At 59.4% G+C, this 26,403-nt stretch carries 26 protein-coding genes; 7 read left to right on the top strand and 19 right to left on the bottom strand.

The window, feature by feature from the left end:
- Nucleotides 1-290 precede the first annotated feature (290 nt).
- Genes ACZ5TH_RS02355 through ACZ5TH_RS02345 form a run of 3 tightly spaced genes read left to right on the top strand, consistent with a single transcriptional unit; the run spans nucleotide 291 to nucleotide 4,277 of the window.
- Nucleotides 291-2,309, top strand: coding sequence for an outer membrane protein assembly factor BamB family protein (locus tag ACZ5TH_RS02355; RefSeq protein WP_464794471.1), 2,019 nt, complete (start codon nucleotides 291-293; stop codon nucleotides 2,307-2,309).
- Nucleotides 2,310-2,325: 16 nt separating this feature from the next.
- Nucleotides 2,326-3,801, top strand: coding sequence for an alpha/beta hydrolase domain-containing protein (locus ACZ5TH_RS02350; RefSeq protein WP_464794470.1), 1,476 nt, complete (start codon nucleotides 2,326-2,328; stop codon nucleotides 3,799-3,801).
- Between the two features lie 29 nt (nucleotides 3,802-3,830).
- The gene (locus ACZ5TH_RS02345; protein WP_404958494.1) at nucleotides 3,831-4,277 is read left to right on the top strand and encodes a nuclear transport factor 2 family protein; all 447 of its coding nucleotides are present in this window, start codon (nucleotides 3,831-3,833) and stop codon (nucleotides 4,275-4,277) included.
- A 61-nt stretch (nucleotides 4,278-4,338) separates the two neighbouring features.
- Here the strand turns inward: ACZ5TH_RS02345 and ACZ5TH_RS02340 are convergent, their stop codons facing one another.
- Nucleotides 4,339-7,695, bottom strand: a complete 3,357-nt coding sequence (locus ACZ5TH_RS02340; protein ID WP_464794469.1) for a glycosyl hydrolase — start codon at nucleotides 7,693-7,695, stop codon at nucleotides 4,339-4,341.
- Between the two features lie 273 nt (nucleotides 7,696-7,968).
- Here ACZ5TH_RS02340 and ACZ5TH_RS02335 point away from each other — a divergent pair, with 273 nt between their 5' ends.
- On the top strand, nucleotides 7,969-9,327 hold the full coding sequence (locus tag ACZ5TH_RS02335; RefSeq protein WP_404958490.1) for a glycoside hydrolase family 1 protein: 1,359 nt from the start codon (nucleotides 7,969-7,971) through the stop codon (nucleotides 9,325-9,327).
- A gap of 70 nt (nucleotides 9,328-9,397) precedes the next feature.
- Here ACZ5TH_RS02335 and ACZ5TH_RS02330 read toward each other — a convergent pair whose 3' ends face one another.
- From ACZ5TH_RS02330 to ACZ5TH_RS02315, 4 genes are all read right to left on the bottom strand, one after another.
- On the bottom strand, nucleotides 9,398-10,231 hold the full coding sequence (locus tag ACZ5TH_RS02330) for an SDR family NAD(P)-dependent oxidoreductase (RefSeq protein ID WP_464794468.1): 834 nt from the start codon (nucleotides 10,229-10,231) through the stop codon (nucleotides 9,398-9,400).
- Nucleotides 10,228-10,680, bottom strand: a complete 453-nt coding sequence (locus tag ACZ5TH_RS02325; protein WP_464794467.1) for a nuclear transport factor 2 family protein — start codon at nucleotides 10,678-10,680, stop codon at nucleotides 10,228-10,230. The genes ACZ5TH_RS02330 and ACZ5TH_RS02325 overlap by 4 nt, the downstream gene beginning before the upstream one ends.
- Nucleotides 10,677-11,537 carry an SDR family NAD(P)-dependent oxidoreductase gene (locus ACZ5TH_RS02320; protein ID WP_404958484.1) on the bottom strand — a complete coding sequence of 287 codons (861 nt, stop codon included), beginning with the start codon at nucleotides 11,535-11,537 and terminating at the stop codon, nucleotides 10,677-10,679. Before ACZ5TH_RS02320 ends, ACZ5TH_RS02325 begins: the two co-directional genes overlap by 4 nt.
- A 197-nt stretch (nucleotides 11,538-11,734) precedes the next feature.
- On the bottom strand, nucleotides 11,735-14,098 hold the full coding sequence (locus ACZ5TH_RS02315) for a TonB-dependent receptor (protein ID WP_464794466.1): 2,364 nt from the start codon (nucleotides 14,096-14,098) through the stop codon (nucleotides 11,735-11,737).
- Between the two features lie 1,267 nt (nucleotides 14,099-15,365).
- Between ACZ5TH_RS02315 and ACZ5TH_RS02310 the strand changes: the two genes are divergently transcribed.
- Nucleotides 15,366-15,566, top strand: coding sequence for a hypothetical protein (locus ACZ5TH_RS02310; RefSeq protein ID WP_464794465.1), 201 nt, complete (start codon nucleotides 15,366-15,368; stop codon nucleotides 15,564-15,566).
- Between the two features lie 122 nt (nucleotides 15,567-15,688).
- Here the strand turns inward: ACZ5TH_RS02310 and ACZ5TH_RS02305 are convergent, their stop codons facing one another.
- The 5 genes from ACZ5TH_RS02305 to ACZ5TH_RS02285 all read right to left on the bottom strand — a co-directional run bounded on the left by ACZ5TH_RS02305 (nucleotide 15,689) and on the right by ACZ5TH_RS02285 (nucleotide 17,407).
- Nucleotides 15,689-15,913, bottom strand: coding sequence for an excalibur calcium-binding domain-containing protein (locus tag ACZ5TH_RS02305; RefSeq protein ID WP_464794464.1), 225 nt, complete (start codon nucleotides 15,911-15,913; stop codon nucleotides 15,689-15,691).
- A 323-nt stretch (nucleotides 15,914-16,236) separates the two neighbouring features.
- Nucleotides 16,237-16,599, bottom strand: coding sequence for a hypothetical protein (locus ACZ5TH_RS02300; protein ID WP_464794463.1), 363 nt, complete (start codon nucleotides 16,597-16,599; stop codon nucleotides 16,237-16,239).
- 4 nt (nucleotides 16,600-16,603) lie between these two features.
- Nucleotides 16,604-16,900, bottom strand: coding sequence for a hypothetical protein (locus ACZ5TH_RS02295; RefSeq protein WP_464794462.1), 297 nt, complete (start codon nucleotides 16,898-16,900; stop codon nucleotides 16,604-16,606).
- 28 nt (nucleotides 16,901-16,928) lie between these two features.
- A complete protein-coding gene (locus ACZ5TH_RS02290; RefSeq protein ID WP_464794461.1) occupies nucleotides 16,929-17,228 on the bottom strand; it encodes a helix-turn-helix domain-containing protein in 300 nt (99 codons plus the stop codon).
- Entirely contained in the window at nucleotides 17,225-17,407 is a 183-nt protein-coding gene (locus ACZ5TH_RS02285) for a hypothetical protein (RefSeq protein ID WP_464794460.1), read from the bottom strand. Before ACZ5TH_RS02285 ends, ACZ5TH_RS02290 begins: the two co-directional genes overlap by 4 nt.
- 288 nt (nucleotides 17,408-17,695) lie before the next feature.
- On the opposite strand from ACZ5TH_RS02285, the gene ACZ5TH_RS02280 reads away from it, so the two are divergent.
- Nucleotides 17,696-18,352 carry an SOS response-associated peptidase family protein gene (locus ACZ5TH_RS02280; RefSeq protein WP_464794459.1) on the top strand — a complete coding sequence of 219 codons (657 nt, stop codon included), beginning with the start codon at nucleotides 17,696-17,698 and terminating at the stop codon, nucleotides 18,350-18,352.
- On the opposite strand, the gene ACZ5TH_RS02275 is transcribed toward ACZ5TH_RS02280, so the two are convergent.
- From ACZ5TH_RS02275 to ACZ5TH_RS02235, 9 genes are all read right to left on the bottom strand, one after another.
- Nucleotides 18,349-18,498 (bottom strand): hypothetical protein, encoded by a 150-nt coding sequence (locus ACZ5TH_RS02275; protein WP_464794458.1) that lies wholly within the window; start codon nucleotides 18,496-18,498, stop codon nucleotides 18,349-18,351. The genes ACZ5TH_RS02280 and ACZ5TH_RS02275 overlap by 4 nt on opposite strands.
- 99 nt (nucleotides 18,499-18,597) lie before the next feature.
- Nucleotides 18,598-18,783 (bottom strand): hypothetical protein, encoded by a 186-nt coding sequence (locus ACZ5TH_RS02270; protein WP_464794457.1) that lies wholly within the window; start codon nucleotides 18,781-18,783, stop codon nucleotides 18,598-18,600.
- A 24-nt stretch (nucleotides 18,784-18,807) separates the two neighbouring features.
- Complete coding sequence (locus ACZ5TH_RS02265) at nucleotides 18,808-18,957, bottom strand: hypothetical protein (RefSeq protein WP_464794456.1); 150 nt, start codon at nucleotides 18,955-18,957, stop codon at nucleotides 18,808-18,810.
- Between the two features lie 94 nt (nucleotides 18,958-19,051).
- Entirely contained in the window at nucleotides 19,052-19,189 is a 138-nt protein-coding gene (locus tag ACZ5TH_RS02260; RefSeq protein ID WP_464794455.1) for a hypothetical protein, read from the bottom strand.
- A 16-nt stretch (nucleotides 19,190-19,205) separates the two neighbouring features.
- A complete protein-coding gene (locus ACZ5TH_RS02255) occupies nucleotides 19,206-19,763 on the bottom strand; it encodes an ATP-dependent DNA ligase (RefSeq protein WP_464794454.1) in 558 nt (185 codons plus the stop codon).
- A gap of 91 nt (nucleotides 19,764-19,854) precedes the next feature.
- Complete coding sequence (locus ACZ5TH_RS02250) at nucleotides 19,855-23,154, bottom strand: MobA/MobL family protein (RefSeq protein ID WP_464794453.1); 3,300 nt, start codon at nucleotides 23,152-23,154, stop codon at nucleotides 19,855-19,857.
- Between the two features lie 417 nt (nucleotides 23,155-23,571).
- Nucleotides 23,572-24,156 (bottom strand): hypothetical protein, encoded by a 585-nt coding sequence (locus tag ACZ5TH_RS02245; RefSeq protein ID WP_464794452.1) that lies wholly within the window; start codon nucleotides 24,154-24,156, stop codon nucleotides 23,572-23,574.
- The gene (locus tag ACZ5TH_RS02240; RefSeq protein WP_464794451.1) at nucleotides 24,153-24,743 is read right to left on the bottom strand and encodes a hypothetical protein; all 591 of its coding nucleotides are present in this window, start codon (nucleotides 24,741-24,743) and stop codon (nucleotides 24,153-24,155) included. Before ACZ5TH_RS02240 ends, ACZ5TH_RS02245 begins: the two co-directional genes overlap by 4 nt.
- Before the next feature lie 167 nt (nucleotides 24,744-24,910).
- Entirely contained in the window at nucleotides 24,911-25,444 is a 534-nt protein-coding gene (locus ACZ5TH_RS02235; protein ID WP_464794450.1) for a hypothetical protein, read from the bottom strand.
- 359 nt (nucleotides 25,445-25,803) lie between these two features.
- Here ACZ5TH_RS02235 and ACZ5TH_RS02230 point away from each other — a divergent pair, with 359 nt between their 5' ends.
- Nucleotides 25,804-26,106, top strand: a complete 303-nt coding sequence (locus ACZ5TH_RS02230) for a hypothetical protein (RefSeq protein ID WP_464794449.1) — start codon at nucleotides 25,804-25,806, stop codon at nucleotides 26,104-26,106.
- Nucleotides 26,107-26,403: the final 297 nt, after the last annotated feature.

Here is a 26,403-nt window from a genome sequence, read left to right as displayed (position 1 = left end):
AGAATACTAATCATTTTATCATGCAAAACTGTCCTTTAAGTGGCCGTTGGCGGGCATTTTTTGATCAGGGACGGGCGTTCAATACAGCGGCAAAAGCCGGCGATATGATTTTCAGGAGGGGCGCAGTGAGATATTCGGCGTGGCGCAACAATTATCTCATAAGCTTCGCTACCTCAGGGCTGCTGCTTGGCGGATGTCATATGTCGCCTGCGGAGGTCAGCGCAGGGGAGTGGTCCGATTATCTTGGGGGCCCTGACTCTGCGCAATATTCCCCTCTTGCCGATATCACCGTGGGCAATGTTTCCAGCCTGAAAGTGGCATGGACCTATCCCTTGCCCGGCAATGGCCAGTCGAATGGAAACCCCCTTATAGTCGACGGCCGGTTGTACGTGCCATGGAGTGGCGGCCTTTTGGCGCTTGACCCCAGCAGCGGGAAGGAAATCTGGCGCGTCGAAGCGCCGGGCGTACGGATGCGGGGGCTGAGTAGCTGGACGGACGGACGTGGTCGGCGGATCTTCTACAACTGCAACGATCGCATGTTCGCAATCGATGCAGTGACCGGCAAGCCGGTGGAAGACTTTGGCGAGAAGGGATCGATCGATCTCAAGCAGGGGCTCGATCGCGATCCGGCAGCGATCAAGCGCATTGAATCGCAATCTCCGGGCCGAATATTCAACGATCTTATCATCGTGGGAACCACTGGCGGGGACGAATGGAATGGTCCTCCAGGACATATCCGGGCGTTCGATGTCCGGACTGGCAAGCTTAGATGGACGTTCCATACCATTCCGCATCCCGGTGAGCCGGGGTATGAATCTTGGCCCAAGCAGGCATGGAAAGAGGTCGGTGGCGTCAACAACTGGAGCGAGATGACACTGGATATGGCCAACGGCATCTTGTTCGTGCCGCTCGCCTCGGCCGATTACAATTTTTACGGGGTCAACCGCGGCGGGGACAATCTCTACGCCAATTCGCTCGTGGCGCTCGATGTGCGGACGGGGCGACGGCTTTGGCATTTCCAGACTGTGCACCATGATCTGTGGGACTATGACCTTCCCCAAGCTCCAAAGCTGCTGACGCTCAACCGCAACGGTAAGCGAGTGGATGCCGTCGCAATCGCCACGAAGACAGGCTATATCTTCACCTTCGAACGACGCACGGGCCGTCCTGTTTTCCCGATCGAGGAACGGCCTGTTCCCAAAAGCGACATTCCGGGTGAGCAGGCGTCCCCCACACAGCCTTTTCCGACGGCGCCGGAGCCGTTCGCCCGCCAGCGGATGACCACCGTCGATCTTGCAGCCTATCTCGATCCGTCCGAACGGCAGCGGATCAAAGGCACGATCGCAGGACTGCGTAACGAGGGCATATTCACCCCACCCAGTGTGCAGGGCACGTTGCAGATGCCGGGCAGCTCTGGCGGCACCAACTGGGGTAACGGCGCGGTCGATCCGCGTACAGGTCGGTTCTTCGTCGTCTCCATCGAGGTGCCGGCCATTCTGCGCATGGAGCCGCCATCGGATAAGCCGCGCTCTTTCTTCACCGGCGCGGAGGCGGACAACCCTGGGGCGGCCGTCTACGCACAAAATTGTGCCGCCTGCCACAAGGATGACCGTGCAGGCCAGCCACCCGCCATCCCTGCACTGAAGGGCATCGCTTCCCGCCTGCCAGCCGCTGCGGTTCGGAACGTCATCAGCCGGGGGCGAGCAACGATGCCCAGCTTCATTCTGAAGCCGCAGGATATGAAGGATTTGCTCGCATTTCTGGGCTTCGCCAAGCTGGATGTGGATCGTGCGACCGCGTCTGCTCCGGCAGCCGGACCTGATGGCGCAGCTACGCCCGGTGCCCTCGCCAAAAGTGGACCGATCAAGCTCAAGACCGGCTATAATTTTCTGTTCAGCAAGCAGATGCTGCCGGCAAACGCCGCGCCTTGGTCGACCATGACGGCCTACGACATGAACACTGGCCGCAAGCTGTGGCAGGTACCCTTTGGCGAACTGCCCGGATTGCCCAATTCGGGAACCCTGTTCCCGCGTGGGACGCTGGCGGCGACTGGTGGTGGCCTGTTGTTTGCCGGGACGCAGGACCGGAAGCTGCGTGCCTGGGACATGAAGGACGGCAGGCTCCTGTGGCAGGGGCCTTTGCCCTCCGTGCCCGGCGGTGTTCCGGCCATCTATCGAGCGCATGGACGGCAATTCATCGCGCTTGCTGCGGCATCCTACGATCCCGCCATCGCCAAGATGACATCGGGTTCCATGATGGCCGAAGGACGCAACAGCATCGTGGCCTTTGCATTGCCAGAGAAGAAATGACGAGGGAGAGAAGCATATGACATTCAAGACAGCGTGGCTTGCCGCTACCATTTCCGTGACTGCCATAGCCTATGGCTCGAGCGCCATGTCCGCGCCCACGCAACAGACCGATCCGGCGCAAGCTGCCCGGCAAGTGACGATTGAGGGGCCGGTGACAGGCGGGACGAAGGGCTTCCCTTATGCCCAGTCGATCGTCGATCTGGCACCTTATGGCTATACCGAGGCGGAGTATTTCGTGTCGGGCATGGCGCATCCTTTCAAGCCAACCACGCCTGTGCTGAGCGATAACGGCCGCTGGCAGGTCACCCCGGGGGACGATCTATCCTACAAGACCCGCATTCTGGTGCGCAGGCCGCCCGCCGCCAAGTTCAATGGCACCATCGTCGTCGAATATATGCAGGAATATTTCGGCACCGAACGCGACACCAATTACCGGTGGAATGCGGAAACCCTTCTTCGCAGCGGCTTCGGCTGGGTCGGCATCTCCATGCATCATGAGGGGATTGACGACGCCAATCAGCCGACTTCGATTACCTATGCGGGTCGGACCTTCCCGATGGTGACGACGCTCGCACGGTGGGACGCGGCGCGTTACGGCACCCTGTCGGTGCCGTCGACCGACATGTCCTACGACATACTGACGCAGGTCGCACGGGCCCTCAAGACGCAGACATTTGAGGGGGGCGCAGACCCGTTCGCGGGGCTGAAGGTGCAGCGGATCATGGCCGCCGGGAACACCGTCGCGGGCGAACGGTTGGCGATCTACATAAATGCCGTCCAGCCCACCGCCAAAGTGTTCGATGGCTTCTTTCTCCAGGACCTGCACACGGGTGCGCATCTGAAGCTCTCGGGCGTCGCGACGCCGCCGCCGGTCGTGAGGACCGACGTTGCGGTGCCGGTCATCGTTCTCAATACCACTACAGCATCTGCCGAGCGGGGGGCGCGACCGGAGGGCAAGATGCTGCGTTTCTGGGCACCTGCAGGCAGTACCCATACGACCGGCCCTTATGCCATTCGCGTCGCCGCGGCCAGTCAACGGGATTTCGGCATGGCAACCGCCACTTGTCCGCCCGACTTCGCCAACAACCTGCCGGTGCAATATGTGTCCGGCGCTGCAATCGTCGCGATCGACAAATGGATCAGGACCGGCAAGGCCGCCCCAAGCTTCGCGCAGCTACCCGCCTTTACGGGACCAAAGACATTCGCGCTCGAACCGGCAGACTTTTTCGACGCCAACGGCAACGTGAAGGGGGGCCTGCGCACACCTTGGGTCGATGTTCCGGTTGCGCGTTATGACTGGCGCGGCGATTGTTTCGGCGGTTCTGGACGCACCTTCCCCTTCACGACCGAGCGGCTGAAACAACTCTACGGCACGCCCGAAGTCTATCATCAGCGTTTCGCGAAGTCGGCGCGCGATGCGGAAAAGCGGGGTGTCCTGCTCACCGCAGACGTGGACGCCGCCATCGAGACGGCTAACAAGGTGACATGGTAATTCCAGTCCTGACAAAAGGCATACCCACCATGACAGATGCAGAGAAGATCGCCGCTATTTTTGAGATTCACGCGCTCAAGGCGCGCTATTTCCGGACCATGGACAATAAGGATTGGGCGGGGCTGGAGGCAACTTTCGCACCCGATCTGATCGCAGATTTTCGGGATTCGACCAACCATCGGGATGAAAGTCTGCTGACGCATGGCGCCGCCGCCTATGTGTCTAAGCTCGCACCCATATTGCAGCATATCCAAACCGTCCATCACGGCCATATGCCCGAGATCATAATCGAGACCCCTGACAGCGCTACAGGCATCTGGGCGATGGAAGACAAGCTTTGGGTGCAGGAAGGCTCGGAACTGCCGTTCAAATGGTTGCACGGCTATGGCCACTATCACGAACGTTATGTCCGTATTGACGGCGCATGGCGCATCGCTGAAATCCGGCTGTCCCGCCTGCGTGTGGATGCGGGCTGACAGGGCGCTCCTGACGATTGCACCATGGGCAATACCAAGTCATTGCCCATGGTGCAGCGACCTATTTATCGCTTGCCTCGATCAACGAAACAGGTCCGATCAGGCCTGAGGATAGCAGCGGCGCGCGCGGGGAGTATGTTGGCGTCACGGTCCAACCGACCTTCGTCGCACCAGGTTGGGCATCACCGATCAGGCGATTGACCCACCGATTGGCAACCTTTACCTCGATCATATTGTTGCCGGCTTTCAATGCGTCAGTGACATCGACACGGTAAGGCGCCTTCCAGACAGTGCGGATGTTGCGGCCATTCACCCACACTTCGGCGACGTCATTGACCTCACCAAGGGACAAAAGTATCCGGCTGCCCCGCCCCGCGCGCGGGGCGCGGATCGTCTTGGCATAAGTCGCGACGCCCGAAAAATACCGAATGCCCGGATCGTCGCTCTGCGTCCATGATCCAGTGGACATGGGGACAGCGCCAGCAGGCGCGCCGCGATCCGGCTGGAACGACACGGACCAGTCACCCTCTACCGGTGCCAGCACGCGTTCTACCGGCGGTGCTACAGTGCGAGACAGGATAGTCGTGGGCTTGCGGAACAGGACCAGCGCCGATCCGCTGCCGTCCAGTTTTATGGGCACGATCGTGCGTCCCTGCTCGACGCGATAGGAGAGCGGACGGCTCGTTCCGGTATCGGCATCCCACAATTCAGGCTCCCGTCCCGTCACCCGAAAGGCGACATCAGCCGCGAAGGCCCCGGCTTTGGGATTGGCAACGAACCAGAGGTCGCCGTCATCCAATATGCGATGCAGAAAACGAACGGACGTATTCGCGACGCCCAACACTTCCTGATCTGGAGCGACGCCGATTCGGGCCAGCGCCGTTTCCGCCGATATACCCGCCATTACCCGACCTGCGCCGACGGGCGTATCTCCTGATCCTGCCCAAAGTCGATCCGCCAGCGCTTTGAAGGCTACGGGGTCGTCGGCCAGGCTGGGCGAGGACAACGGCTTGTCGCCCAGGATCGTCGCGCCCGCTTCTGCCAGTTCCGCGATGCGACGCAGTGTCGGCAGGGTCATGCGCTGTGATGATCCGCCCAGTTGCAGCAGGCGATAGCGCATGCCCGAAGGCGTCACGATTGCGCCGTCTTGCACCGACGTCAGCGACTGGAGCGCATCTGCGTTCACGAAGTCATAGCCATAATGGACCGGGAGGCTCTGCAGCTTGCCCTGCTCCGCCAGCGTCACGATGGGCGCTTCCTCGCCGTAGAAATAGGCGACATCCGCGCCATAGCGCCCTTGCGACAGCATCCAGGAGGTACGGGCGAGATAGTCGACCCAGGGACGAGCCTGCCCTGCCCAGCTTTCATGACGGTTGAACTGCTGGCCGAAGATCCAGAGGGTTATGCCCGGTGCCTTGTCGATCAGCGGCTGATGCACCGAACTGTGGATCGACAGGAGATTCACCCCCAGCGCGAATTCGGTATCAGCGACATGCTTGAGATCGCGTGGGCTGTAGGACCAATATTGGAACATGGACGACAGGGATTCCGCGCCGACATGCGGACGTCCGTAAAGATGTGCGGCCGACGCAGCGCCCTTGATATCGGCGACATGGGCGGGGTTCGGCTCCTTGTCGGCCCGGAACATCCACATCGCGCCCATCGGAATGTCGGCGTGCGCGCGCATGGCGAGATCGTCTCCCAATGACGGCCGGTTGCCCGCCTCCAGCGCCTCGCCATAAGCAATGAGGCCACGTTCCTTCACGACACCTGCGATCGTGCCATAATGCGCTTCGGCGAGCAGATCCATGAGCGTCCGGCGGAAATCATAAAGGAACGCGTCACTGGCTGCCGCGCTTTCGACTACCCGCCCGGTCAGCACCGGCAGCCAAGCCGCCGCGTCATAGCCGCGCCGCTTTGCGAACTGCTCCAATATGTCATCCGTCCAGTTCTGGTAGCCGGACTCGATGCTGTCGTTCACGGTCGCTTGCAGGCCGCGTTTGCCGAACAGGTCCGCGCCTAACACAGAACGATATTCATCCAGATACTGGTTCATATAGCTGCGCACGCGCGGCGCACTGAGTTTGTCGACCTCCAGGCCCGTGGCCTCGGCAGTGGTTGGGCTATTCATATGCCCGGTCAGCGAATAGCCGAGGCGTACCACGCGCCAACGGCCCTGCGGCGGCGTCCAGTCCAGCGTGCCATCGGCATGCATTCGGCCTGTCAGATCCAGGATGTCGGCTTTCTTAATGACAAGTTTCGGCGCCACATCGGGTGTCGGCACCGCATAATAGTCCGCCACCGAAGCAAAACCTGCCTTTTCCTCGAAACGATCAATCCGCGCTTCTGCGCCAAGCGCCATCTCGGAAATCGTCAGCTTGGGCGATGGGGCGCCCATTGGCAGCCCCGGCATGAAAAGCGCGCCCGGTGCCATGTCGATTGCGGGGAAGCCACCCGGAGGCGCGTTGAGGACCACGCGAAAGATACGGCCGGTAACAGGGGTGAAGCTGTTCGTATTCTGGGTAAAAGCGCCCGCGACTATATCGGCGACTTTGCGGAAAGTGACGCCGTCGTCGCTGGCCTCAAGCTGCGCGGGCAATTGGGTCGAGACGGCAATCTCCGGCTTCTTACCGGCCAGAACGATCGTCAGGGACCTGACCGTGACGGGCGAAGGATAGTCGAAGCGAATCCATGCCGGCTTGGCCTTGGTCGGACGGTCGATGTCGATCGCCTTGACCGGCTGGCCATCGAACAGGGCGGCTACCGCAACCGCGCCCTGCGCGGTCGTGACCTTTGGCAGCGGCATCCTATTCTCGCCCGCAGGCACCCGATAGGCAAAAACGCGGCTGTCCACATAGAGGCGCGGCGGGGTGGGACCGACCTCGCCGTTCAACAGGATGTTTTCGCCAAAATCCACCGAGCCGATAGGGCCGGGAACGTCGGATGGACGAGGCAGAGCGCCGAGGAACCTTCGCCCGCCAGCCATATCGGTCTCGCTCCAGACGAATTTCTTCATACCATCTGCCGGTTTGACGAACGGCGCACCGGTTTCGCTCCACCCCGCTGAGGTCGGGACGGATACCTCCATATCCTGATCCGTAGCCTGCCGAACCGCACCCCGCATGGCATTCTTCCATTCGGGAGACATGTACCGGACGGGCGGCGTGACGATGCCATTATTGTTCGGCATGCCACCGTAAAAGATCTGCACGCCGCCAATCCCCGACTGCTTCATCCAGTCGAGATCGCGCTTGATGCCCTCTTCGGAGATAGCACCGTTCAACCAGTGCCACCACACACGCGGTCGAACCTGTGCCGGCGGATCGCGAAAGCCGGTGAGGAGAGCATCTTGGGACATGGCCGATGAAGCGGTGAATGCCGCTCCGGCGAGCAGCAGCGACTTGCAGATGCGTTTCATAAATTTCCTCCCCGACAGCAGATCGCCCCGGCCCGCATTTAAGGGATAGCGCCTTGCCAATAATGACAATATGATATTATTTTCTTGGCTATAAGGTCAATCACGATAATCGCGCCACCTGCCTCGAAAACCGACCGGACCCAGACGTTGAATTGCCAAATTGATCGCTGGCGAGGTCGCGCGGCAGAAACACGCGCTGCGATCGCAGAGTCGAGAAAGATATCAATGAATGATCAGTTTTATGCCGACACAGGCAAATATTAGGAGAAAAACATGAATCTGGGGCAGGAATTGAATCGGCGGCGTCTCCTGGTTGGCGCAAGCGCCACGGCTGCAGGTCTGGTCGCGGCTAATAGCGCCAGTGCGGCGCCGCGTGGGTCAAAAGCGGGCGACCAATTCCCGGAAGGTTTTTTGTGGGGCGCGTCCAGCGCCGGCTATCAGACCGAGGGCAATAATGTCGCGGCGGACCTGTGGGTCGTCGAAAACATGAAACCGTCACCGTTCGCCGAAAGGTCGGGTGACGCCTGTGACAGCTATCACCGCTGGAACGAGGATGTGGCGATCCTCAAAGCGCTTGGCCTCAACGCCTACCGCTTCTCGATCGAATGGTCGCGGGTCGAACCGGAGGAAGGGCATTTCTCGCTGGCCGAACTCGACCATTATCGGCGTTGCATCGCCGCCTGCCGTGATGCAGGCATTGTCTCCAACGTCACGCTCAACCATTTCTCCGCGCCACGCTGGTTCGCCGCCAGGGGAGCATGGAACAAGCCAGATGCGCCAGACCTGTTCGCACGTTATGCCGAGCGCGTGGGCAAGCATATGGGCGACCTGATCGGCATGGCCGTACCTTTTAACGAGCCTAATGCGCCGTTGGTGGTCAAATGGTCGCCCGACATGATGAGCGCCACGGGCCAGCCCATGGACATGGCATCGATGTCTGCGCCACTGATGAAGCTTGCCGCCAAGAAGGTTGGCAGCGACGAATTTTCGTCCTTTCTGTTCAGCGATCCCGCCGTGGCCGTGCCCGCGATGATCAAGGCCCATGAACTTTCCATGGCAGCGATGAAGGCAGGGCCAGGCACATTCCCCGTCGGCGCGATCGTATCGATCGGCGACGATCAAGCCGTCGATGGCGGGGAAGCGAAGGTCGCGGAGAAGCGCAAAGACGTCTATTCGCAATGGCTGGCGGCCGCCGGGCGCAGCGACTTCCTCGGCGTGCAGGGCTATACGCGCTACCTCATCGGGCCGAAGGGACCGCGCAAGGCGGATGCGGGCGCCGAATTCACCAAGAGCAAATGGGAATATTATCCCCCCGCCATCGGCAATATCGTTCGCTACGCCGCCAGTCAGGTCAAGGTGCCAATCTACGTCACGGAGAACGGCATCTCTACCGACGATGATCCACGGCGCATCGACTATATCAATGGCGCGCTCACCGGCCTGAAGGCTGCCATCGACGCCGGGGCCGACGTGCGCGGCTATTTCCACTGGACCCTGCTCGACAATTGGGAGTGGAATGAAGGCTTCAAGCAGCGCTTCGGCCTGGTCGATGTCGATCGCACCACGTTCAAGCGTACGCCCAAGCCGAGCGCCAGCCATCTGGGCGCCATCGCCCGGCGCAACGCTCTCTAACGCGCGCGTGATGCGGGCCGGTAGTCGCCGGTCCGCATAACGAACCGCTTGCCTCGCTGCCACGGTCCGGTCAGCCCTGAATAGGCCTCTCGGCGTCGATGCCCCAAAGCTGGGCCGACATGCGCGAAGCGTTGGCGGTGTTTGCAGTCCGCCTATTCCCCCGCATCGCATCTGCCGCCGCTTCGCCCACGGCGTACCATATCGGCGCTGAACCCAGCGCATCGAGTGCGCCGCCGGCAAACGCATCTGCCTCCATCGGCACCAGCCCGTCGATCTCGACCATGCCCGATCGCCGCATCGCAGGCGTGTCGGTCAATGTTGCGACGGCGCACATCACATCCACCCCCTCACGGGCCATTTCCCAATGCAACCCCTCCGCCAGGACGATCTCAAAGCACTTGGAAGCGGCATAAGCGGCGACATAGCCGCTACCGGCCATACCGGACATGGAGGATATGAGGATCAGTCCTCCACGCCCACGCCGCCGCATCGCAGACAATGCCGGATGGGCAAAGGCAAGGGGCGTAGCGCAGTTCAGCCGGACGAGATTGAGCGCGCGGTCGGCGGGCTGTTCCAGAAACAGACCAACCCGGTGAGTCGCCCCGGCATTGTAGATGACCAGACCATAATCCTGCGCGGCGACGATCTCCGCGGCGCGTTCTTCAACATCCCTTCCAGTAAGGTCCAACACAAGTGTCTGGACGTCAATAGCATGGCTGGCCGTGATGCTGTTCGCAGCGGCCTCCAGCTTTTCCCCCGATCGTGCAATCAGTGTCAGGTCCAGACCAGCGGCTGCCAGGCGCTCAGCAAAGGCAAGGCCGATACCCTCCGAACCGCCCAATATGAGTGCGCGCGGTCCGTAGCGTCGCGCAAAATCTGGGGCCAGGGACCGCGGGTCGGTCATCCCAGATCACCATCCTTGACGGCCAATATCATGGGATCGCCCGAATGGAGGAACCATATCGCGTCACGTCGGACGATCCGCCAGCCTTCTGGCCGCCGTTCCCAACGATCGCGATATTCACCGGTGGAGTCGAAGATCGCGCCCACTGGATCATCACGCCGCTGATGGCGGGCCTGCACATAGGCGCGGCTCGTCCCCTGGTCGCCATCGACATCGATTAGCAGGCTGCCTATCAGATGCTGGGTCGGCCCGCAGACATCGAGGAACTGGCGCATTTGCTCTTCGAGCGCAGCCATGCCCTGCTTTTCGCCGCCACCATATTCGAAGCTCAGATCGGTCGCGAACACATCGGGCAGGTCGTCCCACCGCTTTTCGTCAAGAATGCGGGCGAAACGGCTGAGCGCGCGGCTGATCTCGCGTTCGTCCAGCAGAGCCTGTAGTTCGGTCATGCTCCTAAACCTTCCTTGGCGCGCAGCCCGTTGTCGAGAAAGTCGTTCGTACCATGCGCCGTCGTGCGCGACCCATATTCCACATCATCCGGTGCGCCAGAGAGCATCATATTATAGAAGCCGGCACCCCAGCCCCCATCGACCGCCAACTCCGCCCCCATGATGTAGGAGGCTTCGTCGCTGGCAAGGAAAAGGCTTGCCGCCGCGATCTCATGCGCCTGCCCGATACGTTGGGCAGGCACCATGCCGAACCCCTTGTCTATGTCGGCGATCGGCGTGTCCACCGGATTGCCCATGACGGTGTAGACGCCGCCGGGATGAACGGAATTCACTCGGACACCGCGCGGCCCGAATTCCAATGCTGCCACTTTGGTCAGGCCGCGTACACCCCACTTGCTGGTCGAATAAGCAGCATAGCCATTGGCCCCGCGCATGCCGTCCACGGACGAAATATTGATGATCGATCCGCGCCGTTGCCGCACCATTGCCCCACCGACGATTTTGAGGCCTAAAAAGGTGCCGATCAGGTTGACGTCGAGCACTTGGCGAAAATCCTCGATATCGCACTCCAGGATCGACCGGAAACGCTGCATGGCAGCATTGTTGACGAGAATGTCGGGCGTGCCAAAGGCCTTCTCGCTCGCCGATAGGAGGCGTTGCCAGTCCTCTTCACGGGATATATCCGCCCGTTCGAAAATAGCGGCATCGCCGAGTTCTTTGGCCAGCGCCTCGCCATCCGGCAGCAGGTCGGCAATCACGACCCTGGCGCCCTCCCGAACGAACTGACGCACCGTCGCTTCACCCATGCCACGGGCGCCTCCAGTAACGATCGCTATCTTATTTGCCAGACGTGCCACGACGCTCTCCTTTCATTATGTTGATCGATCGCCGACTGAGGTTTCTGGGATAGAAAGCTTCCTCGTCGGCACGGTTCTGAAAAAGTTTCCTCTGCGAAGCGAAAAAAATGCCGGGCCCAAACGGGACCCGGCAGGGAGGATAGTGTTGCGATCAGGCCGTCATCCAGCCGCTATTCCATTCCTTATTGGTAGCGAAATCAGCCGCCGCCGAAGGCGAAGCGAGCGGTCAGGCCGACTTCCCGAGGCGCAGTGTAATTCACCGAGGAATAGCCCGTAGGCAATTCGCCAAAATTGATCGGCGCCCCGAGGAAAGTCCGCTTACGCGTATCGAAGAGGTTCCGTGCAAATACCGTGATGTCGAGGCCCGGTATCCATTCCCGAACGCCCACATACAGGTTCATAATCGGTTCGGCAGCATAGCTGTTTGCCCCCGACACATCCGCGCGCTTACCCTTGTACGTGAACAGCCCACGGACATAGGCTTGGGCTTCGTTTCCGATCGGATGGTTATATTCCGACTGAACCGTGAAATTCCATTTGGGGACATCCGAAATGGGACCGTTGGAGCGCGCGAAGTAGATGGATTCGGTCGCACCGGCACCGAATTCGGCGTTAGTGTCAGGAATGCCATCGCCGTTCAGATCCGGTCGATAGGGTACCAGCGCATTTTTGAACTTCGCATTGGCATAGCTCACATTACCAGAAAGCGTCCAACGATCGCTGATATTGGCGGACAGTTCCGCTTCAAATCCACGAACACGGGCATCACCGCCAAATACGATCTGGCCAGACTGCGCCAACCCAAATTGGCAGATGACCTGTGGCGGTGCGTAGAAAGGACAATAAGGTACATCACCCGCGACAGCGTTGAAGCCTTTGAAATCCTGCTGGAACACATCAAAATTGAACCGCACCCGACGATCGAAGAAGTCGCCCTTGAAGCCGACTTCGTAGGCATTGCTCTTTTCGGCCGGCAACGTCTGCAAGGCCGCGATCAATGGAATAGGAACGGCACGATTGGCGCCGGGACCACGGAAACCACGACCGTAGGAGAAATACACCATCTTGTCGTCGTCGAGATGCTGGACCACTCTGGCGTCAAATACCCATTCATTGAATTTTCTGCTGGATGACTCATTCAACAAAGGCGTCGGCGTATTGGGGATACCGTTCGTCGTCTGTGTCAGAATAAAGCCCTGGTCTCGCTTGAACTGGAGACGGCGGGCGCCAACGGTTATGTCCGTGCGTGTGGGCAGATGGATGGTCGCGCTGGCAAAGGCTGACTTTTCGACGCGGGTTTCAGGGAGCAGGATGTCGTTGCCAAGCAACGTTGCAGGACCGGTCGGAGGGTTCAGACTGGCATAGCCAATCGCGCCGCCGTTCGCCCCCACGTTCGTGACCTGATCGGGCGAGCCTTTCTGATAGAAAACGCCGAACGCATAATCCAGGAAACGACCCGGCCCGGACGAGTCCACGCGCAGTTCATGGCTCCAGGAATGGGTGTCTACAGAAAAAAGCTGCGGCGCCGAATAATTCAGGACGGCGTTGCCGACATCCGTGTCACCTTCCTGCAAACGGGTCAGCGACTTGAACTGCGTGTATCCGCCAACATAATTAATCGCCGCTTCATCTCCAAGTTCCAGCCGCGCGTTAACCGACGCGACGTGGGAGGTGAATTCGCGCGGGGTCGCTCGTTCTTGAACGGCGATATCCTTTCGACCGCTGGAAATGACGGGTCCGTTATATCCGAGGCCCGGACCTTCCACGCGCTCCAGCGTGTCCGACTCGTTATGTAGATATTGGTAGGACGCGAAGATGCTCAGCGTCTCGATCGGCTTGAACAGCAGCGAGGCGCGCATGCTCATCGTATCAATGCGCGATTCCGCGCCGGTACGCTTGTTTTTCAGATAACCGTTCGTGTTCTGATCCATTAGCCCGGCGAAGCGGACAGCAAGCTTGTCATTGACGATCGGGAAGTTGACGGCGAATTGGCCGTTGTAATTCGGCTGATCAGTGACCGTTCCGATCACCGTACCGCCAATTTCGTTGAGGTCAGGTCGACGCGTGCCGATGGTGATGGAACCGACAGGTGCTGCCACGCCGCGCAACGTGCCCTGCGGTCCGCGCAAAACCTCGATCTGGCCCACGTCGTAGATGCTTTGGAAAGCAACGAAATCGTTCACCGGAACTTCATTGAAATAGATCACGACCGCCGCCGGGGCTGATGTCGTGACCGTGCTGCTGATACCGCGCATCGACGTCACATTGCCCTGAGCACCGCGATTCTCAAAGGAGAGACCAGGCGACAAAATCTGAATATCGGAAAACTGCTTGATCTGTAGATTTTCGAGCTGCGCGCCGGAAATTGCCGTTACCGTGACAGGAATGTCTTGGACATTCTCGCTACGACGGGTCGCAGTGACCACAATATCGGAAACGCCCGGGCCCTCAGCGCCGGCTGTTCCGCTTGTATTGTCCGTCTGCGCCGCTGCGGCGGTTGCCAGCGCCCATAGCGCCGCGCCCGACAACGTCACCGCAATCTTGCTTGCCTGAAATTTCATCATACCTCCCCTTTTTACGATCATTATCGACCTCGGACTGCCGACCGATTACCGGCCCATCCCTATAGGGATTTAGGCAAGTTCGCTGAAAACTATATACAGGGCTTCATTTTATATTGCCATATGTTTTGATGGGGGAGGGGAAAATAAAATGACATGCTTGCATCATATTCGGTGCATCGAGCATAGCGAACTTCAGATATTCGGTGAATCCACGCCCAAAGCATAGCTTCGCGTAGCTTGAGCCGCCCCGCGTCTCGGGCAACTCACAGCCCCATGGAGGCAAGAATTAGGGCCTTCAACTCTCTTTCGATAAAGATATATCGACCTCTTTTTACGGTTTGCGGAACCGCTGATGCGGGTCGTCATTTTGCTACCACTTTTCATGGACCCAATCCCGTCTCAAAGCCGACCACAGGCCAACAACACATCGACGCTCCAACAATTTGACGCACTGAAGTGAGATGACATGCTCAAGGGCGTACATCCTGATCCTGCCCGATATGTTATGTGTAAAATAGGCAGGGGTCATAGTTTTAAGTCGAGGTTGAAGCCACGATTTTAGGATTTCGGTGCTCGCCATCTCATCGAGGCAGGTTTCCCGCTCAGCATTGCTGACTATGCCTCTTAACCTGTTTGCATAGCCGGCAGCAGGGAAGCGGCTGTTGGTCTTGGCCCGGCCCGGCTCGGCATGGAGATAATGAATATCCAATTTGATCGCGGAAAAGCCGCTTTCGCATGCAGGCTTGATCTATAGAATGCGGGTTACATGGGGTCCGACTTACTGTGGGTTTGCCGCGGGATGTGTTCGTGCGCGCAAGCTACGTCGGGATCACCGGCATTGCTATCGAGCTTTGCAGCCGCACCGCGATGACTTCGGTTCACACCGCGCTCGCTCAGCTTCAGGCCCGGTATCCGACCTGACGTGCTGCCAGTCAGATTCGATCCCACCTCCACTGCAAATAACGATTGCTGCCAATAGTTCAGGCGGATGGACCCGAAGTCTCTTCACGCTTTCATCAGCGCCGGGGCCTCCACAGCACTTGGACGTGCGCTTTTGGCAAGACCTGTCGTTCGCGGTCACACCGGCTAACGGCGGCTTCGTCCCAACCCCGGTCATAAATTGAGTGGTCGCTTTCAGGCGCAGGTAAATCGCAATGGAACGGCGATAAGTGGCGCGGAGCCGCCACGATGCATTCTCTCACGGTCCGAGCTTTCTCGATGCGAGCCATGGACGGGAAGGCCAGATGCCCATAATCGGTGCGCCATGAGTATCGTAGCAACCATCATGAATTCCGCCACGGGCCAGCCCATCCAGAAAATGAGCTTCGGTCGCATGCCCAAGCCCTGGGCGAGCTTCAATCTGGAGACTGGTGAGCTAGTCACCGCCGATCGCGTCCATGTCGGCAAACCTGCGCCCGGGAAATTCGTGGCACCGGTCGAAGTCTGGGTTACTCCCAAGGGCTGAAACGCAGGCAGCGGTGGGTAGCGATCAATTCCTCTCTGGACCGTTCGGTGATCCGGCGGTTTATCATCGGTCATGACCACCAGACGGTCAGCAGATCGCTGCCACTACGTCACAGGCGCCTGTCAGTTGCCGTAATAGGGTTCGCAGGCAATCCCATCACTATCGCCATCCATCTCGCTGCGATAACCAGGCTCTCCGGAATAGATCGGGGCGGTTCCCACCGCGCGCGCAGCATTGCACCCCGCCCAGTAATCACCTTGCTGCGGTGCCCGCGCGCGCATCAAGCCAAAGCGAACCATCACTGGCTTAACGGCTTGAGTAATGGTCGCCCGACCATCTGCAGTCACAGCGAGGCTCCCGGCCCCCGCCACTGCACCTACCATTGCGCCGATCGCGAGTATACGCAGCGCACTAGATCGGTTAGCGGCGCGGCGCGTGCGTTGATAGTGGGGCGACGGCTTAACAGGGACAGCCTTGAACGGTTTCCGGAAAGACATTTTCCCCGATTATCTCGCAGAGGTTAAAATCATCAACCACCGCGCGGCCGATCCTCAATCCCCCGGTGAGCACGGCGATATGGTCTGTTTCAGGTAACCGTCATTGGCGCCTAAGTGACCGACTTTGTGGTGCCTTAGAGGTGACGAATGTCAGGGCGGACCTTAAGGACTGACTAATTCAGCTTCGTCCGGGTCACGCCGAGCATCTCCATGAGTTGGCTGCCCGTGGTGTCATCCCCATTCTGCAGGATCGCAGCAAAGCCGCCGATGAGCTTGCCGAAATGCTCGCCAGCCAACCTCATGTCCCGCGGCGTACGCTTCGTCTCATCGGCTGTGATCAGCATCGCGATACCCATAGCCAGCGCCTCTGACAGCATCGGCATGGCTATTGATGCGTGACCTTCCTTCACCTCCCGTGATCCCATGGCGTGGGTCACAGCCTGTATCGCTATTTGCGCACAGACGTGGCGGTACTCCCCCGGCGACAGATTGTCGGGAATATCGAACATTTCTTCCGGGACCATCTTGATGCTCATCGGCTTATCCTCTGAAGCGGCTCACCGCTTTCTTCCATTCGCGCTCATCCGGTAGCGGAAAGTGATGACGCGGCGGTTTGTTGCTCGTCTCCATGACCAGCGGCCGCACCTTTCGCCCATACCGCTGGGAGCAGGTCTTGCAGTAGAAACGCCGCTTCGCCTCTCTGAAATCGTCGCTCCAGCCTTTCCGCTGGAATTTCCACCACAGCCCGTGCGCCTCAAACAACGCTTCATGCCGGCAGCGACATTCAACCCTGACGGAATAGTGCCATGCCGCGGCTTCGAAGATGCAGGTCGCCACTTTGAGACCGTCTCGATACCGCGCCACATTATTCCTGGACCAGATCCGGCGACGGCATCGAAGCGATGAGATCGCCGGAACTGATCTCCCACGCCCGAGCTAGAGCGTCCACCTCCGCCCGCGAAACCCGATCGCCGCGGCTGATCGTCATGAGGCGCGGAACGCTGATACCCGTTTGTCGGGCGAGGCGTTCCATCGGCGTCGCTCGCTGACGCTGCCAGGCGTAGAACCAGGGATCACCTTCCCGAATGCATCGGGCGACAGGATGATCATGCGACCAGCCATCGAGCGGCCGCACAATCGGTCGTTCGCCTTTCCGGCGGCTCACAGCAGTGCACCCTGCTCGATGGGTTGGAAGAACCGGGCAGCCGTGACGGCGTTCCGGTAATGGACCGTTTCAAGCCGTTCAGCCTCATCAAACTTGATCGGCGTCCATTCTTCCGAGGGGTAAACGGTGTCGTAGATGACGCGCGCTGCCTCCCGCAGCGTGTCTCCTGGTTGCGACATGATATCCTCCTGAGTCGGAGGGCATCATAGAACATATAGAGAACATATGGGAGGGGGTTTAGCTGTGGTGATCACCAGCCGGTGCCCAAGTTGATCATCCCGAGCTGGCTGAGCACGATGACTGTAATCACGGCGGAGATGTGAAGGGAGCCGAAGCAACCCAGCTGATTGGAGAAGAGCAGGAACATCAGAACCTCCCGGGTGAGCTGCGCATAGACGCCGCGCGGTCTGATTGTTCCCTGGCCGATTAGCGTTGACTCTCGCCGACCCAATTTCCACCTTGCCAGGATGTGCAACCGGGCTGAACGCGGCGACACGCAGAAGGTGCTGAACCTGTTCGGCGCGAAAAAGGGCGCGCGGTTTAACGAGGGGCCGATCCAGATTCACCCGGCACAGCCGGGATCCGTCATTCGTATGGAAAATGGTGAAAGGGTGCTGGAGCAGATGACCTGGGGTTTTCCACTCGCCCAGAAGAGCAAGAGGACCGGGAAACCTCCCAAGCCCAAGCCGGTCAACAACGCCCGGTTCGATAAGCTGCACACCTATTTCTGGAAGTGGGCGGCCTCGAAGCCGGAGCATCGCTGCCTTATTCCGACGGCGCGGTACTGCGAAGCTTGCGGGGAACCGGGCTGCATGACGGAGACCTGGCTGTCTGTGAGGGATCAGCCGATCTTTGCATGGGCAGGCCTTTGGGCGAACAGCAATGAATGGGGCTCGGTCTTCACCGGCGTGATGACCGACAATGCGCCCGATCTGATCGACATTCACGACCGCTCACCGGTCGTCATCGATCCGGCTGATTGGGACTTCTGGCTGACGGCGCCGCTTGAGGACCTGTATCGGTTCGATCGGCCCTATCCGGCGGATCGGCTGACGGTGGAGCATACGTCAACACCCTGGTTCCAACGGAAAGCGGCGCCTGCGGAGGGTCCTGCGCTGCTCTAATACTCGATGTGTCGCCGGTCGATCTCGTCGATGATCGCCTGGTCGGCGGGTGAAAGATTGTCGTGATCATTCACCTCCTCCCAGGCGCGACACAGTTCCTCATTGGTCATCTCGCGGGGATCAGGCTTGAGTGACTCTTTCTGCATGACGGCTCTCCATCATGGGGGGCAACACATTCTCTCACGCGCCACCTCTAGGAGCAATGCTTGCCCGTGAAGAGGTCACCAGCGCCGAACGGCTCAGTGCTATTCTGAACGGCGACGAAGAACGGCGCGGCCGAACATCGCGAAGGCGGCGATGAACATCCAGCGGAAGCCGAAGGTCAGTATCTCCGTGGGCCAGAGCGGATGACCTGCATAGCGGAATATAGATAGTACAAGAGCAGCGGTCGTGACGAGCAGCAGGAGTGGCCAGATCGGGCGAGAATGCATGCTCCGCCCGTGGCACGCCCAGCGCTAAAACTCCAGATCGCGTCGTTCCATCTCATCGACCAGCGCCTGGCTTTCGGGCGTGAGATGTTCATGATCATCGCAGGAGCACCAAGCCCGGATGAGCTCGTCATCGCGCAGCTGGGCAAGCTGCTGGGTGTCGTGAGGATCGTCCATGGCTCGGCCCCTTGCTTGGTCGACCACCAAGGTGGTGGTTACCGCTACGGCGAGCGAATTTAAACGCGATCTGATCCAGGTTGTTCCGATAAGCCTAGAAGCCTGCCTGCCGCTCCGGGTTCAGTACCTCCGCCACTGCGTCATAGCTTTCCTGAAGCTCAAGCTGTCGGCCATCGGCGAACACCACGAGCGTGCCGTCATGACACGGCTGAAAAAAGTCGATTTGCGCCATGTTGATCGTGACCGGGTTACCATCGGTAGCGGCTGTCCACCAGCTTTGAGACAATCCCCTCGAGGCCCATTTCCTCAGCCTGTTGGAAGACCGCCGGCCCATGCCCAACGATGTCATCGCTGAACTGGACCGGGAATGTCGCGTCATGCTCCCCGACCAGATCACAAAGCCGGTGTCGCCGATCGATTAGCGGCTCGTGGCGAATGTCGTGTCCATCGACCATGAGCAGGTCGAAGGCATAAAAGATGAGGTTGTGCGGGGCGGAGGTAATCGCACGTCTGAGCGCGTGGAAGTCTGAATGACCTTCCTCGCCCTGTACGATGATCTCGCCATCCAAGAGCGCAGGTCCCTCGGTGAGGCCGCGCGCAACATCCAGGATCAGCCGATACTTTTCGGACCAGTCGTGCCCGTTCCGGGTGAAGGCCCGGCTCTCGCCCCCGGTCAGCAGCAACTCGGTGCGATAGCCATCATATTTGATCTCGTGGAGCCACTGGTCGCCCTCCGGCGCGTCGGCAACGAGGGTCGGTTGCATGGTGGGCACAAAACCCGGAGGAGGGATCGACTGCGCCAGCATGAGTCCGCGACTCCTGCAGATCGAGTCGGGTTCCCGACGTGCACTTTCGCCAACAGGGTGTCAGCAGTACCGGAGTTAATCCAGTTGCCTATCATCGAGAGATGCCCCGCCGTTCCATCTCACGCAACACAATTGCGAGTTCAGGATCATGCTGCGGTTCACGCGATGGAGCGCGAGACTGGCGCCCCTGATCAAGTCTATGCCGTTCCCCTATAGGATCACGTGTCGCATTGAGGTCTCGCTGTGCAGAAATATATTCCAGTTCGCTCCAGTGAGCGTCAACGGCCGAGAGGACGCGACCGAGTGTCTCATATCCCAGCCAACGCCTCATCAACTCCGTGTTTTCGGGATCAAGGACATTGTCGCGAATTTCCCATCGGTTCTCCTGCCGAACCCGCGTGACCGGTCGGCGATCCGCCTGCCTCAGCGCTATTTCGAAGTCGTGGAGGAGGTTCGTCCGTTCGTCCTCCGTCAAATCCAACCAGGGCGACGCCGCACGCTCCTTCATCGCTTCCAGGATTTCAGGTTCTTCGGAAAAGGCCCGAACAGAATTGTGCCAGCCTTCGCACGAAGGGCGGATGACCAGACCCTGCTCAGTCTGGCAGACCCGAACGAGAGGGTCGGTTAGAAGGGCATTACGGAGGTTCATAACCGCGTCTGCTCGAGTGGGGTCGAACGTCGGCGCGCCTCCCGATGCGAGACTGGGCTCCGGCGCCGTCACCGGTTCAGCATGGTGAACAAGAGCGCCGGTGCCAATCTCAGGCGACGCACAATCCGTCGCGTCGAAGTCGCGTTCCCGGAACGTCTCCCGCACTGTGTTCGGTCCAATCAGACGCCGCCGGACCTCGGCCACTACTGCAGGATCGACGGGCTTCGCCTTCGGCCGCTTCGCCGCGGTTAGCGGTGACGCGGGCAAATCGCCGCCCGGCAAGGACGTTACTGCCGGGGACGCCTCGTTCTGGATCTCGGGAACCACAGCTTCTGAAATCGGATTGCCTGCGGTTGCGCCTACCAATCCAATCGCTTCACCGACGCGGTCCGCTCTGCCAGCGGGTGTCGGCGGGATCGCACCCGCTTGAGTGTCGATGCACATTTCGGCTTCGAGCGACCGTCGGTCATCAGACCCCTCGTTCCCTCTGTCACTCGCGTCAACGGTGGCGGCTCTCAGCGTCGCCAGCCAGTCGCGCACATCGGGGCGCTCTCCATACCTTTCCAAAAGCTGGCGCGCCGTTGCAAGATTCCCGATCCCGCTTTCGACCCGACTGAGACCACGCGCTTCGACCGCAGATCGGAGGCGATCCACCTCCCGATCCTGGATTTCAAGCTGGGCAAGCATGAACGGACGAATACGATGGGCCAAGATCGGAGATGACAGCAACGCGCGATCGGAATCCGCCGCTGATGGGACGTCAAAGCCCTCCCCTGAGCGCACAATGACGGGTTTCGATCGGACGATGTAGTTACGCAGTTTATCCCATTTTTTCTCCATCTCTGCAGCCGGTGACCTGATGGCACCGTCCAGCTCCAGCGAGCGCTCACGTTTCAGTTCCGCATGGAAGATATCTGCGAGGCGTTCGATCTCCTGCACCGCCTCATCGGCGCTGAGCTCAGCGGCTCTTCGATCGGCTTGGAATGGAAGCAGAGCTTCGTCGATGCTGGCGAGATGTGCCTTCGCCTCGCGACCGCGACGCTCGATATCTTCCCGATGCCGCACCATCTGTCGCTTCGCCTTGCCGGCAGCGACGTAGGACATCATCCGATCACAATTTTGAGCGACATGTTCGGCTCGTGACCTTGCGAGCTGTTCAAAAAGGTCCAATTTCTCGATAGCCGCTTCTGCGGCATTGACCTCCACAACCAAATGGACATACCGATGCCAGTGCGCCTCAAGCTGCCGGCCACGGGCCTCGTCACGGTCCGATGCCTTCAATCTTTCCGCCAGGCCCTGGACTCTCTTCGCGAGATCACGGCGCTGGGAAAAGCGCCGTTCCGCGCCATTCTCGATCGCGGCGAGGGCTCCAGCGACCGAACGGTACATGTTCTCGGTCTCAACGGCTGTTGCCACTCCAAACTTGGAAAGTCGCGCTGCCGCCGGGTTCATATGCAACTGGGGCAGTTGATCAAAACCCATGAGCGAATATGAGCGCGGGTCCAGATGGCGGTCGGCCGAAATTCCTTCCAGTTCATCATTACATAGATCTGCGAAAAATAAGCGGATCTCGGTGGCGTCGCGACTTCCCGCTTTCCAGTACGCCCCATTTTCAGCGGCCAAGCGCAATTTGTTCGCGAGCTTGACGCCATGTTCTTTGCGTTCAGCCGCAGACATCGCGATATCCCATTTGCCGGCGTCGGCAATAAATCGACATTTCCGGTTATAGGTAATGACATGGATGTGGAAATTCCGCCGGTCATTGTCGCCGTCAGGCTCGTGCAACACGATCGTGTACATCACTCCCCGGCTTTCGAAGAAGGCGGCTAGGCGTCGGAGCAGCCGCCGCAGGGCAGCGGGGTTTGCCGCAATTTCATGAGGAACTTCGAACTCCCACCGATCCTGAACTCGCCCCGCGCGCGGCTTGGGGATGGTGACTGCAGGTCGCGAAACGTCCCATCCGGGGATCTCAGCCAAGCGGCGAACGATTTCCAGCGCAAGCTCCGGCGGGCAGGCAACGCGTATCGGCTTTCGGTCCCGCTGTCGCCCTGATCGCGCAACCCCCCGTTTGAGCAATTTTATGATCCTGCGGAATGCCCGATCAATAGTAGGATCGCCATGATGCTGATCCGCCGCTTGCTGCCACCAGAGTTCGGAACAGCGATCTGGATATAGTGCCACGCCCGGTTCAGATGCACGTCGCTCGCCAGCCTCGACACTGTCCCAAAATTCGGTTCGGCCGCGCGGATGATCCGAGATGTTGGAAAGCACCTCTGCGACCCGGGTATGCCCCCCAAGAGCGAGCTGCTCCTGTGGTGGCAGCCCGATATAGGACTCGAACGAGCCACCAACGATGGTTTGGACGTCTGAGGGGGCGATGACATCATCGCCGATATATGCCTCGAACCCTGCCGCATCCTTCTTCCGCTCGCGTGCTATCTGTGCATCATCACGAGTTTTTGAACCCCGCGACACCCCGCCGCGGCCAACGGTCGTAAAGCCGATATGAAACGAAGTTCCGCCTGCCAGTGTTCTGAGCCTGCCAGAAAGCGGTCGGGGCCGCCGGAAATCGATCGGCGTGCCAAACAGAGTTCGCCTGGTCGGCGTGTTGCCGCCGTCGGGCTCGATGGGCCTTCGCACCTTGCCAAAGGGGATGGACCCCAGGAGCTCCTCCCGCTCCTTGATCGCGAGGAAGGCAAGGATCTTATCCGTGACAATTTCGATGATCGCAGGAACTGCCATGCGAAAATTTTGCGCTAATGATTACAACAAATCCATCACCCCCTCTGAATAAAAATTCCTTCCGGCGCGCGTCAGTCGCAAAGGATCAAAAGTTATTCTGCTGCCAATGGACCAACCGTCAGCACATGCTAACCCACATTCTCCAGAATGGGGTTAGCGTTTTTGCGCATATTTCCTCAACTTAGGAAACTTATCATGAAGATAATGGTCCATCCTTTTGCTGAGGATGGACCATTACTTACGGGTAGGTCAGTGAAGAGGATGAGACCCGCAGCAGGTCAGGCCGGCTTCCATGGACATGTGTTGGCGGTGTTGGGTTTGTGCGCCGAGCACGCGAGATCGTCAGGAGAGCTCCGCCAAGGCCCTGCTGCGGGAGCCGGACAGCGTCCCGAGGGCGGGGCTCGGAGCGGGCACATCCTATGCGGTTGCTCCCTTCATCGCTCTAAACGCAGTCCAGTTAGCCAGGGCATCTTTGTGCCCCTCATCCGAGCAGGTCGCTCGGGCATGAAAGGCAAATCCGTTCGGTCCAAGGCGCCTGGCAGGCAGCAGTATGTGGACATGACTGTGATTTCCGGAGCCGGCCAGAAATGGCATATGCAAGACCAGCACGGCGGCCAGTTGATGCTGCTGGACGAAATAGGTCATGACCCACGACCGTGCTTGCTCCCAACCCACATGAATCGGAACATCGGCATCGATATCCAGTGTGAACTGCGCATACGCGTTCCGTTCGATCAACGGCTGGGTCGCGTCATATCGGGCAAGTAGATGACTCAACTGCGCATATTCGCCTGGAGCTGAAGCTGGAACCAGCACATCATGGCGAGCAGCCTCATGGCCTGCGGGGTTGAGCTTGGCAGACACGGCGGCCGCAATCCCGCATTTCGGTCCGTTGGCCTTCCAGAAATACCTGATATATCGGAAACCCGGATCGTCGACGGCGTCCGCCACGAAACAGGATAAAGCTTCCGGCTCGCCTTTTACCTTGGCTTTCGCGCTCATACCCGACTCCCCTGCCCTGCCACCGCCGCACCGGCTGGTGCAAGGCCGACTTCCCGCTGAATCGCATTGGCGTACGGAGGGTGATCAAGGAGCAGGAGACCGTACCGGCTCGCCTTAATGTAGGCGGATCCGTCGTCTTCCATAGGGGTGAACCAGAGTTCTCCATCGACCGACCACCGTCGATAGTGCGTGAGCCACTCATTCCGGCTGCTTAGGCGGACGTCGAATGAAACCTGAAACGCATCAAACCGCAGCAACAATATGTCCAACCCATGACGGGCGGACAGGTCCTCGGCGAGATCCCAGCCAAGCGGCCTGAATTGGGATGTGCCCATGATGAGTAGTCCGGCCTCCTGGAGGAGGAGCGCGCCTTCTGCACCGGGCATGCGGCGGTGCGGCTCGATATCGATCAACCCTTCAATTTCCAGAGCAATCTTCATCATTGGCCGCCTCACGGCCTCGCGAACGAACACAGCGGGCTGCGCGTCCCACGAGGGACGCGACATGGGCGAAATATACATGCGAATTTCCTTGATCTTGCGGGGCGCATGGCGGCCGAGCACGCCATGCTTTCCCCTGATTTTCATTAATCTGCGCTCAGCAGCTTCACCTTCAAGTCACTTCCCTCTGAAGATCAGAGGTGCACGGGGCTTCGCTGTGCGCGCGCTGTGTGTGGGGGAATTGAGATCCTTCCGTCCCACATAATGACCATCCGCCGACGAATCTGGTTAAGCCAAAATTCGATGTTCGCGGCTCAAATCAGATGACCGCCCAAGACGCCCTTCCACCGGATCCTTCCCACCAGCAAGCCATCGCTCGCGGGTGCGCGGCCAAAGGGCGCCAGATCAGTGGGCGCTAAACGCTTTTGGCTGAGATCAAAGCAGCGCTGATCCAGATCGCGGTCGGCTGGATCAGGTACAAGCCAGGCAGGGCCTTCAACGTCATTGGCCCAGAGACGTAGTCCCCGGTAGACGTTAGTCTCACCCTCGCGACATAGAATAAGGGTTACGCCGAAAGCGGGGCCTCCCGTGGCGATCCATGCAGGTTCGACGAGCATGATATCCATTCGGGTTTCCCGCGCCGCCGCGAAAAGTCGACCGATCGAGACGTTCCTGCGCCAGTGGGCAAGGATAAGGTCGTTGGCGGAACTAAAGAGGAAGCCAGCGAGCGCCGGCGGAAGCGTCACCGGGCATGGCTGTGTCTGCCATCCGGCGATGGTGGCGAGCGCACGCACGCCTTCCATCGCCAGCGCTTCGCGCTGACGGTCCTCGTTGTTCAGATAAATCATTGAGCCTGTACTCTTTGCTTGACCTCAGGGCCGGCTGCGGTCCCTGAGGCGCGAAATATTTCACTTTCCAGCGACAGCCACCTGCCCTCTTCAAGCTTCCGAACCAGCGCTGCTCATCGTTGATGGCAGCCATCAAATTCCGCCACGGGCCATCCCATTAGATGCTTCATCAGAACATCAAGCCTTCGGTAACACTTTGCGGCCTAGATGGTCTAAATCAATGTTTTGAAAGCCTTACGATGACATACCCCATTCTTCGCGTTGATCGCGCACGGGCTATCATTAAGCAGATTGTTGCGCGCGGTTACGATACCGTCCAATGGCGCGAGCTTGCCCCTGGCGGGCGAAAGACATGGGAGATGAAGGTCGAACCGCTGTGGACCGCGTTCATGCATTCGCCAAATTCCGATCCGCAAGTGCTAGAGGTAACCCACCCGCTGCAATGCAAGGTCCCCTTCACGTTCGATTTGTGGCTGGATCGCGTTAACGCAAAGGTGCTGTCCGTTCGCATGTCGCCCGGAGGAGAGCTCAAGTTGATCTCGATGCGGCCCGGCCCGTGGGAAGCATGGTTCGGTCTTATGGAGCAGAGCTGGAACCGCTCAGATCCCCTTAGGCTCCGCGAAGATGCTTTCGATTATCGACAGGCTCGGGCTCAGTCCTGACGCCTTCCCCCATTCAGCGGCAAGGATCAGTGTAACAGCTTTCCGCGAGACGCGATTCGCCCTACACATCGCTACGGAAGCGTTATAGAATCCGCTCATGGGGCGGAAATCAGCAGGTGCATTCGTAATCGGAATCTTTGCTGTAGGCGCGTTCGCGGCCGGCAGCTGGGTCCAAAAGAACACCGGTTTATCCAGCGGCTTCGTTATCATCCCTTCGCTGATCCTTTTGATTGCACTCAGTTTAGGGAATTACCATCGGCCTATGAGCCGACGCAGGAAATGGCGTCCGCGCATAGT

It is taken from the genome of Sphingobium sp. TomTYG73 (genome assembly GCF_055394245.1).
The sequence above is the reverse complement of the archived record's forward strand: the minus strand, read 5'-3'. Positions and strand labels throughout refer to the sequence as shown.

Bases quoted from the DNA above. Each gene is read 5' to 3' on its own strand.
- ACZ5TH_RS02350 (WP_464794470.1), top strand. From the start codon at position 2,326: ATGACATTCAAGACAGCGTGGCTTGCCGCTACCATTTCCGTGACTGCC.
- ACZ5TH_RS02345 (WP_404958494.1), top strand. From the start codon at position 3,831: ATGACAGATGCAGAGAAGATCGCCGCTATTTTTGAGATTCACGCGCTC.
- ACZ5TH_RS02340 (WP_464794469.1), bottom strand. From the start codon at position 7,695: ATGAAACGCATCTGCAAGTCGCTGCTGCTCGCCGGAGCGGCATTCACC.
- ACZ5TH_RS02335 (WP_404958490.1), top strand. From the start codon at position 7,969: ATGAATCTGGGGCAGGAATTGAATCGGCGGCGTCTCCTGGTTGGCGCA.
- ACZ5TH_RS02330 (WP_464794468.1), bottom strand. From the start codon at position 10,231: ATGACCGACCCGCGGTCCCTGGCCCCAGATTTTGCGCGACGCTACGGA.
- ACZ5TH_RS02325 (WP_464794467.1), bottom strand. From the start codon at position 10,680: ATGACCGAACTACAGGCTCTGCTGGACGAACGCGAGATCAGCCGCGCG.
- ACZ5TH_RS02315 (WP_464794466.1), bottom strand. From the start codon at position 14,098: ATGAAATTTCAGGCAAGCAAGATTGCGGTGACGTTGTCGGGCGCGGCG.
- ACZ5TH_RS02310 (WP_464794465.1), top strand. From the start codon at position 15,366: ATGAGTATCGTAGCAACCATCATGAATTCCGCCACGGGCCAGCCCATC.
- ACZ5TH_RS02300 (WP_464794463.1), bottom strand. From the start codon at position 16,599: ATGAGCATCAAGATGGTCCCGGAAGAAATGTTCGATATTCCCGACAAT.
- ACZ5TH_RS02285 (WP_464794460.1), bottom strand. From the start codon at position 17,407: ATGTCGCAACCAGGAGACACGCTGCGGGAGGCAGCGCGCGTCATCTAC.
- ACZ5TH_RS02280 (WP_464794459.1), top strand. From the start codon at position 17,696: ATGTGCAACCGGGCTGAACGCGGCGACACGCAGAAGGTGCTGAACCTG.
- ACZ5TH_RS02275 (WP_464794458.1), bottom strand. From the start codon at position 18,498: ATGCAGAAAGAGTCACTCAAGCCTGATCCCCGCGAGATGACCAATGAG.
- ACZ5TH_RS02270 (WP_464794457.1), bottom strand. From the start codon at position 18,783: ATGCATTCTCGCCCGATCTGGCCACTCCTGCTGCTCGTCACGACCGCT.
- ACZ5TH_RS02265 (WP_464794456.1), bottom strand. From the start codon at position 18,957: ATGGACGATCCTCACGACACCCAGCAGCTTGCCCAGCTGCGCGATGAC.
- ACZ5TH_RS02260 (WP_464794455.1), bottom strand. From the start codon at position 19,189: ATGGCGCAAATCGACTTTTTTCAGCCGTGTCATGACGGCACGCTCGTG.
- ACZ5TH_RS02255 (WP_464794454.1), bottom strand. From the start codon at position 19,763: ATGCTGGCGCAGTCGATCCCTCCTCCGGGTTTTGTGCCCACCATGCAA.
- ACZ5TH_RS02250 (WP_464794453.1), bottom strand. From the start codon at position 23,154: ATGGCAGTTCCTGCGATCATCGAAATTGTCACGGATAAGATCCTTGCC.
- ACZ5TH_RS02245 (WP_464794452.1), bottom strand. From the start codon at position 24,156: ATGAGCGCGAAAGCCAAGGTAAAAGGCGAGCCGGAAGCTTTATCCTGT.
- ACZ5TH_RS02240 (WP_464794451.1), bottom strand. From the start codon at position 24,743: ATGAAAATCAGGGGAAAGCATGGCGTGCTCGGCCGCCATGCGCCCCGC.
- ACZ5TH_RS02235 (WP_464794450.1), bottom strand. From the start codon at position 25,444: ATGATTTATCTGAACAACGAGGACCGTCAGCGCGAAGCGCTGGCGATG.
- ACZ5TH_RS02230 (WP_464794449.1), top strand. From the start codon at position 25,804: ATGAAGGTCGAACCGCTGTGGACCGCGTTCATGCATTCGCCAAATTCC.